The sequence below is a fragment of the Intrasporangium sp. genome (assembly GCF_051961875.1).
Taxonomy (GTDB): Bacteria; Actinomycetota; Actinomycetes; order Actinomycetales; family Dermatophilaceae; genus Intrasporangium_A.
This window is the reverse complement of the sequence record NZ_JBQCCV010000211.1, coordinates 1-10,316: the sequence shown is the minus strand read 5'-3', so window position 1 is coordinate 10,316 and position 10,316 is coordinate 1. Positions and strand designations below refer to the sequence as shown.

Genomic DNA, 10,316 nt, shown 5'->3' with positions numbered 1-10,316 from the left:
GCATACGCCTCGTTTGTCCCTTTGTGGGGAGTCAGACTCCGTCGGCCACCAGCAGGTGGAGGGCCGCCCCTTCCGAGAGCACCGCCTCGTCGTAGACGACGTCGTCCGCGTGGTTGAAGGACGTGTTCTCCGGTCCCTGCGCGCCGAGGTACACCATGCCCCCGGGCCACCGGTGCAGGAAGTAGGCGAAGTCCTCGATGACCATGGAGGGTTCCGGCATGGAGGTGACCTGCCCGGCAAGCTCCGTCTGACGGACCCGACGCTCGAACCGTTCCATGAAGTCGGCGTGGTTGACCACCGCCGGATAGCCCTCGTGGATCGTCAGCTCTGCCGTCAGCCCGTGCCTGTCGGCGACCTGGGCGACCAGCTGCTGCATTCCCTCGATCAGGGCTTGCCGCTTGCCGGCGCTCAGCGTCCGGATGGTCCCCCTGATCCGGCCCGAGGCCGGAATCACGTTGACCGTGTTGCCGATCAGGCTCTCGGTCGGTGTCGCAACCACGTGCTCGCCCACGCCGATCTCGGCGGCCAGCTGCGGCAGCGCCGTGGCGATCGCTGCGCCGGCCTCGACCGGGTTGCCGACCAGGTGCGGCTGGCTCGCGTGACCGCCGGGGCCGTGCAGCTCGACCGTGAACCAGTCGCCGAAGGACATGAAGACGCCCGGGCGGCACAGGATGGCGCCCGGCTGCGCGAGGGCGTGCACGTGCACGGCAAAAGCGGTCGCATCACCCTCGAACTTGAGGTTGTCGTGCTCGAGGACAGCGAGTGCTCCCCGGTCCGACTCCTCCCCGGGCTGGAAGGCCAGGATGGTGTCGCGCCGGGGCGGGGAGTCGGCGAACACCTTGGCGGCGCCCAGGAGCATCGCCATGTGCAGGTCGTGCCCGCACGCGTGCATGGCGCCCTGCTCGAGGGACCGGAAGGGCAGGTCGGTTCGCTCCGTCACGGGAAGAGCATCCATGTCCGCCCGGAGAACGGACCCGATGCCGTCGGGGGCGACCCCGGGGACGCGGACGGTCAACCCGGCACCGCGGTGGACCTCGACCTCGTAGCCGAGCTCGGAGAGGACCTCCTCCACGTAGCGGTGCGTCCACGGCAGCTCGAGACCGACCTCCGGGTGCTGGTGCAGCTCGCGTCGCCGTGCCACCATCCAGTCCTGGGCGGCTCGGGCTTGTTCGACTCGACCCGTCATGAGCCGTCCGCGACGACGTCGGCGAGCGGAGCCTGCGACGGCTGTGCACCGCGGTGCAGCGTGCTGCGACCTGCGACCTCGATCGCCCGGCGGACGGCGTCATTGAGCTCGCGTCCTTCGGCGATACCGACTGCCAGGGCCCCACAGAATGCGTCACCCGCGCCGGTGGTGTCGACGGGATCGACAGCCAGGGCCGGGTGATGGGTCGGCTCACCACCGGCCTCCCGCACGACGGCGCCGTCGGCTCCCAACGTGACGACGACGGTCCCGTCGAACGACAGGGCGCCGAGGCATGCCTGCACCTCTGCGATCGTCTCCGGTTCGGCCGTCCGCGCCAGCTGTCCCAGCTCCTTGCGGTTGGGCACGAGGACGTCGACGCGCTGCAGCAGCTTCGTGAGGTCATCCGGGTCGGCCTGCATCGGTGCCGGGTTGAGCACGAACGTCACGCCGGCGGCGAGCGACGCGGCCAGGCTCTCGAGGACCGGGACCGGGACCTCGAGCTGTGCGAGCACGACGGCCGGCTCGGCGGCCCGGACGTGCCCCTCGACCCAACCGGGCTCGAGCGCCGAGTTCGCACCAGGGTCGACCACGATGAGGTTCTCTCCCGAGTCGTCCACGAGGATGATCGCGGTGCCGGTGTCCACGTCCGGGACGACCGCGACGCCGCTCACGTCGACGCCGTGACGACGCAGATGCGAGAGGTAGCTCTCCCCCGCGTCGTCAGCACCGACCGCGCCGACGAAGCCGACGTCGGCCCCGAGGACCGCCACCGTGATGGCCTGGTTGCCACCCTTGCCGCCGAAGGCCCGGCTCCGGTCCCCCGCAAGGACCGTCTCACCGGGCACGGGCAGAGCCCTGACGCGGTAGCCGAGGTCGACGTTGAGGGAGCCGACCACGCTGATCCTGCTCATCGGGTCCGCCCGACGTGGTCGACCGCCTCGATGACCAGATCCCAGTAGCCCTTCGCGTCGAGGGTCATCGCGACCTGGGCGTTCGGTTCCTGCTCCGGGTAACGCCGGTGGAGGTCGACGACGGTGGTGCCCCGGGTCCACTTCCCGTCGAGCTCGACGGCCACGAACGCCTCGCGCCACTCGATGAGGTCCGGCCGGATGATCGCGGCGATCGTGCAGGGGTCGTGGACCGGCGGCGCCGCGAACTCCCAGACGCGGTTGTAGGACGCGCCGAAGAACCCCATCCAGGCGGCACAGGTCCGCCCGACCACGTGGTCCATCGCAGCCATCCGCTCGACGACCTCCGGGTTGGCCAGCGCCTGATGCGTCAGGTTGAGGCCCACCATCCGGATGGGCAGCCCGCTGCCGAGCACGACGTCGAGCGCCTCCGGGTCGGCATAGGTGTTGAACTCCGCCGTCGGGGTGTGGTTCCCGCGCTCGGTGGATCCGCCCATGAAGATGACCTCGCGGATCCCGTCCTTGACTCCCGGGTGGGTCAGCAGGAGCTGGGCGACATTGGTGATCGGTCCCGTCGCGGCGATCGTGACCTTCTCGTCGCTCGACTCGATGACCCGCCGCAGCAGCTCGACCGCATCGCCTCCGGTCACCTCGAAGCCCGGCTCCGGCATGGGGGGTCCGTCCAGCCCGCTGGCTCCGTGCACGTAGTTGCCCAGGGTCGACAGGCCGTCCAGGGATCCCGCGGCCCCGCGAGCCACCGGCACGTCCGTCGTGCCCGCGAGCGTGAGGATCTGCACGGCGTTGCGGGTGGCATCCTCGACCGAACAGTTGCCGAAGGTGGTCGTGACCGCCTTGAGGTCGACAGCCTCGGAACCGACCGCGAGGAGCAGGGCGACCGCGTCGTCATGCCCCGGGTCGCAGTCGATGACGATGGGCAGGCCGGCCATCAGGAAGCCCGCTCGGCGCCGAGCCACTCCAGCATGGCCCCGACCAGGGGCGCGAACCCGTCCCACTCGAGGAACTCCGTGGGGCACCAGTGCGGCCCGATGTCGGAGGTCCAGACGAGGGAGCGTCCGGCGCCGACCTCGCGGGTCGCGATGAGGACGTCCTCGTCCACCGTGGCGACGACCTGGGCATCGGCCTTCGGCGTCACGACGTTGTAGCCGAGCAGCTGCGGCGCCGCGCCGGTCCACGCCTTGGCGATCTCGTGGTCGTCGGCGACGAGCTTGCATACCGCACCCTGCGGCGCCTCGGCACGGTCGTCACTCGTCAGCAGGTCCACGGGGAGCACGTCCTCGATGGGGCTCCTCGCGAAGTTGGCCCGGGCCTGGAAGCCCTGGAAGCTGAGGTAGCCGCCGGCCATCATGAGGCCACCACCGGCCCGGGTCCACTCGGCCAGGGCGACCAGCGGGTTGTCGGTGCGCTGGCCACGCAGCCAGACCTCATTGGGCAGCACGAAGGAGTTGTAGCCGATGTCCGACAGGATCACGACGTCATACGCCGACAGCGCCTCGAGGGTGCGCGGGAACTTGCCCGGCACGTCGTGCGCATACATCTGCTCGATCTCGATGCCCTGTGAGGCGGCGGCGGCGATGAAGTGGTCGGCCCCGGTCTCGAAGGTCGTCGACGAGAAGCTGTCAAAGCCCTTGTAGTGGGTGGACTGCGAAATCCAGCTCTCGCCAGCGAGCAGCACGCGCGCCATGTCAGTTCTCCTTCTGTGTGGTGTCGAAGAGGGTGCGGGGGTTGGTGGTCAACAGGTGGTGGACGTCGGCCTCGGTCATTCCGAGGCGACGCAGTCGGGGCACGAAGTACTGCAGGATGTGGCCGTAGCCCGGTCCGCCATAGCGGCGCAGCAGCGACTTGACGAAGATGTCCTGAGAGATGAGCAGCCGGCCCAGGTGCCCTCGCTCGGCGAGGCGGCAGAGCCGGGTGGCGTTCTCCTCGTCGGAGGGGCACTGGACGTCCTGGTCGGCGTAGAAGACCTCCATGCCGATCATGTCGTACTGGACCCAGGCGCCGCGGCGCAGCAACCCTTCCTGGTAGTCGAGGTCGGCGCCGGAGGGGCCCATGTGGCAGAGGACGATGTGCGCCGGATCGACGCCGTGCTGTTCGGCCAGGTCGAGGACCTCGTTCGCGCGACGGAACCAGCCCGGCAGGTGGACCTCGACGGGCAGGTGGACCTCGCGCTGGGCGATGAGCGCTCCCTCGAGGCTGGCCCGTTCTGCGGGCGTGAAGTCGGCGCTGACGCCGATCTCACCGATGATCCCCGGCCGGATGCCGTCCTCGCCGGACTCGACGTCCCGGACGATGATCTCCGCGATCTGCTCGGGCGCAAGGCCCTTCACGTCCTCCGGCTGCGCCCCGTCGAGGTAGAAACCGGTGCCCGCGATGATCTGGACGCCGGCCTGCCGACTGACCCGCTGGAGGCGAGCAAGGTCACGGCCCAGTCCCAGACCGGTCGCATCGATGATCGTCGTGCCACCGAGGGAGGCGTACCGGCCGACCTCTTCCACGGCGAGGGGTTCGTCGTCGAGCCGGAGGTTGGGGCGGTTGCCGAAGGGGTCGTGCTTGAGGTCCCAGAGGATGTCCATGGTGACCGGGTGCGCGGCGAAGTCCTCCGGGTCCCAGCCGTGCGAATGGGTCTCGGTCCACCATGAGCTGACGTCGTTGAAGATGTGCTCGTGGGTGAGCGTCGTACCGAGGTCCCCGGAGTCGACGGGCCCGGTGACGGTCATGACGGTCGTCATCGACGCGACCTCACCAGCCTGCCGAACAGCTTGCTGTTCAGGAAGATCGCGACGATGAGGATGATGCCCTGGACGATCGGCACCCAGTAGACGTCGACGCGCAGCAGGACGAGGCCGTTGCTGATGATGCCCAGCGTGAGGGCGCCGATGGCCGAGCCGAGGATCGACCCGCGGCCGCCCATGAGGCTCGTGCCGCCGAGCACCACCGCGGTGATGACCTCGAGCTCGAACATGGTCCCCGAGTTCGAGGAACCGCTCGCCAGGCGGGTCGCCGTGATGATGCCGGCGCCGGCCGCGAGCACACCGGTGATGATGAGCACAGCCATCTGGATGCGCCGGATGTCGACGCCCGAGCGCCTCAAGGATTCCGCGTTCGAGCCCACCGCCGTCACGTAGCGACCGAAGCGGGTGCGCGTGAAGACGTACCAGGCGATGACGACGATCGCGATCGCCATCCAGGTCGGCGTGTATAGGCCGAGAAGCTTGCCGTTGCCAAGGGGCAGCAGGAAGGACGACTCGATGGGCGTGCTGTAGCCCTGCGTGATGAGAAGGGCGACACCACGGATCGCCGTCAGCGCGGCGAGCGTCACGATGAAGGACTGCAGACGGCCGTATGCCGTGAGCGCACCGTTGATGGCACCGATCGCGGCGCCTATGAGCAGCGTCAGGACCAAGGCGAGGACGGGGTTGCCCGTCTTGGCGAGGATCGCCAGCGCGGAGGCTGTGAGGCCGACGATGGACCCGACGGAGAGGTCGATCGCACCGGTCGTGATGACGTAGGTCATGCCCATCGCGACGACCACCGTGGGGGCGATCTGCCGGGCAACGTTGACCAGGTTCTCGGCGGTGAGGAAGGCGTCGGCCCTGGCGCTGAAGAAGATGAAGAGGGCGGCGAACACCACGCTGATGGACAGCACGCCGAAGTGTCGGCCGATGAACTCGCTGCGGGCGCCCCGCGAGAGGCGGAGGGGTTTGCTCATGGTGGTCAAGGTCGTCTCACTTCCCCATCATCGCGGTGACGAGTCCGCTCAGATCGGTCTTGGCTGGCTCGAGTTCCTGGTGGATCGTCCCCTCGTAGAGGACGACGAAGCGGTCGGCCACTTCAAAGAGGTCCTGGAGGCGGTGCGTGATGAGCACGACCGAGACGCCCCGGGCGGAGACGTCCTTGATGAGCTGGAGAACCATCTCCACCTCCTTCGCGGCGAGGGCCGCGGTGGGCTCGTCGAGGACGAGCACCTTGGGGTCGAACGTCACGGCGCGCGCGATGGCGATGGCCTGCCGCTGGCCGCCCGACATGTTCCCCACCTCTTGGCGGGTGTTGGTGATGCGGATGTGCAGCTTGCGCAGCTCCTCGGCGGCCTCGTCGTGCATCCGTTCGGTGTCCAGCCGGCGCGTGAGCGAGTTGAACTTCTCGCGTCCGAGGAAGAGGTTCGCGGTCACGTCGAGGTGGTCGCACAGGGCCAGGTCCTGGTAGACCATCTCGATGCCGTGCGCGCGGGCCGCACGCGGGCCGGACCCCGTCATGGGCTCGCCGTCCACGAGGATCTCGCCGCGGTCCGGGGTCTCCGCGCCGGCGAGCATCTTCATGAGCGTCGACTTGCCGGCCCCGTTGTCCCCGACGAGGCCGATGACCTCGCCGGGGGCAATCGTCAGGTCGACCCCCCTGAGCACGTCCAGAGCGCCATACGACTTGCGGATGGCGCGCATCTCCACGCGGGGTGGCGACTCTGCGATCGTCGCTGCGGCTGCCTGGGTGCTCGTGCTCATGGGGGACCGTCCTTGGTCAGGGTGCGGGGTGGAGGGTGTGGATCAGGGGAAGATCTTGCGGTAGGGGTCGACGTTCTCCTTGGTGACGATCGTGATCGGCACGTCGATGAAGCCCTTGGGGGCAGCCCCACCGAGGACGGCCTTGAGCTCCTTGACGGCGTCGACGCCCTCCTGCTTCGGGTCCTGCTGGATGACGGCCGTGACGGCACCGCTGTCGATGCCCCCGATGACCTCGCGGGTCAGGTCCCAGCCGACGATCTTCGTCTTTCCGCTGCCACCGATCGCGCTGACCGCGCCGACCGTGGCCGGCTCGCCGGTGGTGTAGATGAAGTCGAGGTCGGGCTGCGCGGTCACGAGGTTCTGGGCAGCGGTCGCGCCCTTCTCCTGGACGTTGTCGCCGCTGACGCTCTGCGTGTAAACCGCGCCGGCCGCGTCGATCGCCTTGCGGAAGCTGTCCTCCCGCTGGTTCTGGATGAAGGAGTTCTTCGCGTCGACGACGCCGTACTTCTTGCCCTTGACGAGGCCCTTGTCGACCATCCACTTCGCGGCCTCGGCGCCCGCCTTCTCGTTGTCGACGCCGACGAACGTGTCGATGGAGCCCTCTTCGAGCTTCGCGTCGATGGCGGCGACCTTGATGCCCTTCTGCCGGGCCGCCTTGACCGCGGGAAGGACGCCGTTGACGTCGATCGCGACGACGATGAGGCCGGTGACGCCCTGCGTCACGAAGTTCTCGATGTCGCTGTTCTGCTTGGCGGAGTCGTTGTTGGCGTTGGCGATGGTGAGCTCGCAGCCCGCCTCCTTGGCCGCCTCCTGCGCACCTTCGTTCATCTGGGTGAAGAAGGCCGCGGTCTGGTTGATCTGCGTCATGCCGATGATGCACTTGCCGGCGGCGTTCGAGGCACCGCCGCCTCCGGCAGCGGGTGCCGGCTCGTTACCCGTGCTACATGCAGAGGTCGCGGCAAGGGCCGCGGCGGTGGCGATGCCGAGCAGGGCACGGCCACGGAATCGAGACGTGTTGGACATGTCAGGCCTCCTCATTGAGCCTCGGCAATCGATTTCCGAGTTGCGAGTAAGGTACAGGGACTCCCCCGGGACGTCCATCACGTTCCGATAACGAGCACGAAGAGGTGCGGACATGACCAAGGCGGTCCACAACGTGACACCACCGCGTGCCGTCACCATGGCCGATGTCGCCGCTCGCGCCGGTGTCTCCGTCGCCACCGTGTCCCGAGTGATCAGCCAGTCCAGGCCCGTCGCACAGTCCCTGAGGGATGCCGTGATGGGAGCGGCGACGGAGCTGGGCTACCAGGTCAACCTCGTGGGCCGGGCGCTGCGCAAGGGCCGCACCGCGACCGTCGGGCTCCTGGTGCCGGATCTCGACAACCCCTTCTTCTCATCCGTGGCGCAACATCTGTCCACGGCGTTCGAGGGGTCGGCGACCGATGTGCTGATCTTCAGCACCTGCGGGGACCTGCACGTCGAACGCCGAGGCGTGGAGTCCTTTCTCGGCCGGCAGGTCGACGCCATCGTGATGATCCCCTGCCATGAGGTCGAGAGCGCGGCCTCGGTGCAACGGGCCGCTCAGGCGACGCTGACGATCCAGCTGGACCGGCAGGTCGTCGACGCCGACGTCCACTTCGTTGGCTGCGACAACGACGCCGGCATGAGCCTCATCACGCAGCACATCGAGGAGCACGTCGACGCGGAGGCCCAGCCGGTTCTGTATGTCGGGGCCCGCGCGCGATCGTCGTCGGGCCACGAGCGTTTCAAGCACTTCCGCCAAGACTTTCCCGACCGCCCCTCGTATCTGGGCGAATTCGACTTCGGCTGGGGGCAGGAGGCGGTCGATAGCCTCCTCGCGGACGGACACACGAGGGGAACCATCGTCGCGGCGGCCGACATCATCGCGCTCGGGGTCATCGCCCGGCTCCATGTGCGGGGCTACCGGGTCCCGAGCGACTTCCGGGTCATCGGATTCGACGGGGTCGGTGTGGCGCGCTTCGCCCACCCCACGCTGGCCACCGTCCGGCAGCCGGTCGAGGAGATCGGTCGGACGGTCCTCGACCTGATCTCCACCGAGGAGTCGGAGCCGTCTCGAGCCCTCCGCATCGCCCCTGCCTTCCTCCCCGGGGAGTCCAGTCCCAACTGAGACCGCCCGGGGCGCAGTCAGTTTCTTGGGCTGCGTCCCGGATGCTACTGGCCCAGGAAACCCGCGTTTGCGTTCATAGACGTGCTCTCACCGCGTCTTCGCCTGTTTTGCCCCCGGCCACCGGGATGCGGTCCTAAGGTGGCGGCAAAACAGGGGGTAACCGTGTCCGATGGGGGCTCCGCACGCAGGCGCGCGGACGAATTGCTCGCCCAGGCGGCCGCCGCCCGCGCTCAAGCGGATGCCCTGGAGCATGAGGCAGGCGCCTGGCAGGCGGGAGCAGACGGCGAGCGTCGAGTCGCCACCGAACTGGCGAAGCTACCCGCCTCCTGGCAGGTGCTGCACGACCGCCTTCTTCGGCCAGGTCAGTCACTCACGAACATCGACCACATCGTCATTGGTCCGAGCGGGCTCTACCTGATCGACAGCAAGAACTGGGCGGGTGCCGTCTCTGTCTACAACGGCACCCTCTGGCAGCACAACGGCGCGTCTCGATGCCGGACAGACGCACTGAAACAGGTGCTCCATGCGGGAGCAGAGGTGGAGAGCGCCATTGGATTGCCTGTCACGCCAATGATCGTCCTGGCTGGAGCGTCGTCCGCAAAGTTTCTGCCATGTCGAGTCGAAGGGGTCGAGGTCGTTCCCGCGCGAAAGCTGCGCTCCTGGCTCAATGCCCAGAGAAGAGACCAGTTCGTCAAAGACCCTGAGAACCTGGCGCGCACCATCGCTCTGACGTTCCCGCCCGCCTCCCCGGAGCGGGGAAGTGGGCGCACTGACGGCGACAACGGCGGCTGGGCGAATCACAGCACGTCAAACAGTCGATCACCTCGGACTCGAGTCCCCTCCGGCCGAAAGCCCAAGCCCGGCTCAAGGAGGAGCGGATCCAGCATCGGAACGGCCTTCTTCAAGCTGGCGCTTCTTGTCACGGCCCTGACCTTGGTCACCCAGGTCGTTCTTCCGTTTCTCAGCAACCGCGCGAGCCAGGTGGCTCAAACAATGATCCCCAAGCCCTCCTCGAGCCCCCTTTGCGATCGGGTGACGAACGCGATGATCAAACAGAGCTTGGGGGACGTTTCGGCGACGCCCCAACAGACATTTGAACGCAACACGTGCCGATGGACACTCACGCGGAGAGCAACGCCGGGCACGTTCCCACTTTCGTGGAAATTCGGAGAGGCGGCCAAACTCGATGTCGACGTGATCGGCCGGGGAAAGCCCGCTGCTGGAGCGCAGAACGGTATCGCGATCGCGCGGGTCTCGGCGGGCCAGTCGCTGGAAGCCTGGTCGCAACCGCGACCCAAGTCCCCTGAGCCTTTCGGCGTGGACATGCGCTATCCGCTTCCGACATCCGGGAAGGCGAGCGACGTGGAGAAGAGGAACGCTCAGGCGGCCAGTCTCAAGAGCGGGCTATGAATCGCTCGTCACCTCGCAGATGCGGTCCCGACTCAGCGCCATCGCGGATCTCCATATCGAAGAGACTCGTTGACACGGCTGACGAACCCGAGGTGCTAGCCCGCCACGTCCGACATCCACTACTGCGATCTGCTGTCCGAGGGACCCAC

10 protein-coding genes are annotated in these 10,316 nt (G+C 68.0%); 2 read left to right on the top strand and 8 right to left on the bottom strand.

Going from position 1 to position 10,316, the window contains the following annotated elements; translation table 11 throughout:
- Positions 1-31: 31 nt before the first annotated feature.
- From ACTHJJ_RS12460 to ACTHJJ_RS12425, 8 genes are read right to left on the bottom strand one after another with little or no spacing between them, the layout of a single operon-like run.
- Positions 32-1,186 (bottom strand): M20 metallopeptidase family protein, encoded by a 1,155-nt coding sequence (locus ACTHJJ_RS12460; RefSeq protein ID WP_440303260.1) that lies wholly within the window; start codon positions 1,184-1,186, stop codon positions 32-34.
- On the bottom strand, positions 1,183-2,097 hold the full coding sequence (locus ACTHJJ_RS12455) for a ribokinase (RefSeq protein ID WP_440303259.1): 915 nt from the start codon (positions 2,095-2,097) through the stop codon (positions 1,183-1,185). The genes ACTHJJ_RS12460 and ACTHJJ_RS12455 overlap by 4 nt, the downstream gene beginning before the upstream one ends.
- The gene (locus tag ACTHJJ_RS12450; protein WP_440303258.1) at positions 2,094-3,041 is read right to left on the bottom strand and encodes a nucleoside hydrolase; all 948 of its coding nucleotides are present in this window, start codon (positions 3,039-3,041) and stop codon (positions 2,094-2,096) included. The genes ACTHJJ_RS12455 and ACTHJJ_RS12450 overlap by 4 nt, the downstream gene beginning before the upstream one ends.
- Positions 3,041-3,796: a glutamine amidotransferase gene (locus tag ACTHJJ_RS12445; protein WP_440303257.1), complete on the bottom strand. Its 756-nt coding sequence runs from the start codon at positions 3,794-3,796 to the stop codon at positions 3,041-3,043. Before ACTHJJ_RS12445 ends, ACTHJJ_RS12450 begins: the two co-directional genes overlap by 1 nt.
- Before the next feature lies 1 nt (position 3,797).
- Positions 3,798-4,841 carry a phosphotriesterase family protein gene (locus ACTHJJ_RS12440; protein ID WP_440303256.1) on the bottom strand — a complete coding sequence of 348 codons (1,044 nt, stop codon included), beginning with the start codon at positions 4,839-4,841 and terminating at the stop codon, positions 3,798-3,800.
- Positions 4,838-5,821, bottom strand: a complete 984-nt coding sequence (locus ACTHJJ_RS12435) for an ABC transporter permease (protein WP_440303255.1) — start codon at positions 5,819-5,821, stop codon at positions 4,838-4,840. The genes ACTHJJ_RS12440 and ACTHJJ_RS12435 overlap by 4 nt, the downstream gene beginning before the upstream one ends.
- A gap of 16 nt (positions 5,822-5,837) precedes the next feature.
- Positions 5,838-6,608 (bottom strand): ATP-binding cassette domain-containing protein, encoded by a 771-nt coding sequence (locus ACTHJJ_RS12430; RefSeq protein ID WP_440303254.1) that lies wholly within the window; start codon positions 6,606-6,608, stop codon positions 5,838-5,840.
- 42 nt (positions 6,609-6,650) lie between these two features.
- A complete protein-coding gene (locus tag ACTHJJ_RS12425; RefSeq protein WP_440303253.1) occupies positions 6,651-7,631 on the bottom strand; it encodes a substrate-binding domain-containing protein in 981 nt (326 codons plus the stop codon).
- A gap of 112 nt (positions 7,632-7,743) precedes the next feature.
- Between ACTHJJ_RS12425 and ACTHJJ_RS12420 the strand changes: the two genes are divergently transcribed.
- Positions 7,744-8,757: a LacI family DNA-binding transcriptional regulator gene (locus ACTHJJ_RS12420; RefSeq protein WP_440303252.1), complete on the top strand. Its 1,014-nt coding sequence runs from the start codon at positions 7,744-7,746 to the stop codon at positions 8,755-8,757.
- A 162-nt stretch (positions 8,758-8,919) separates the two neighbouring features.
- Entirely contained in the window at positions 8,920-10,167 is a 1,248-nt protein-coding gene (locus ACTHJJ_RS12415) for a nuclease-related domain-containing protein (RefSeq protein ID WP_440303251.1), read from the top strand.
- The last annotated feature ends 149 nt before the right edge of the window (positions 10,168-10,316 follow it).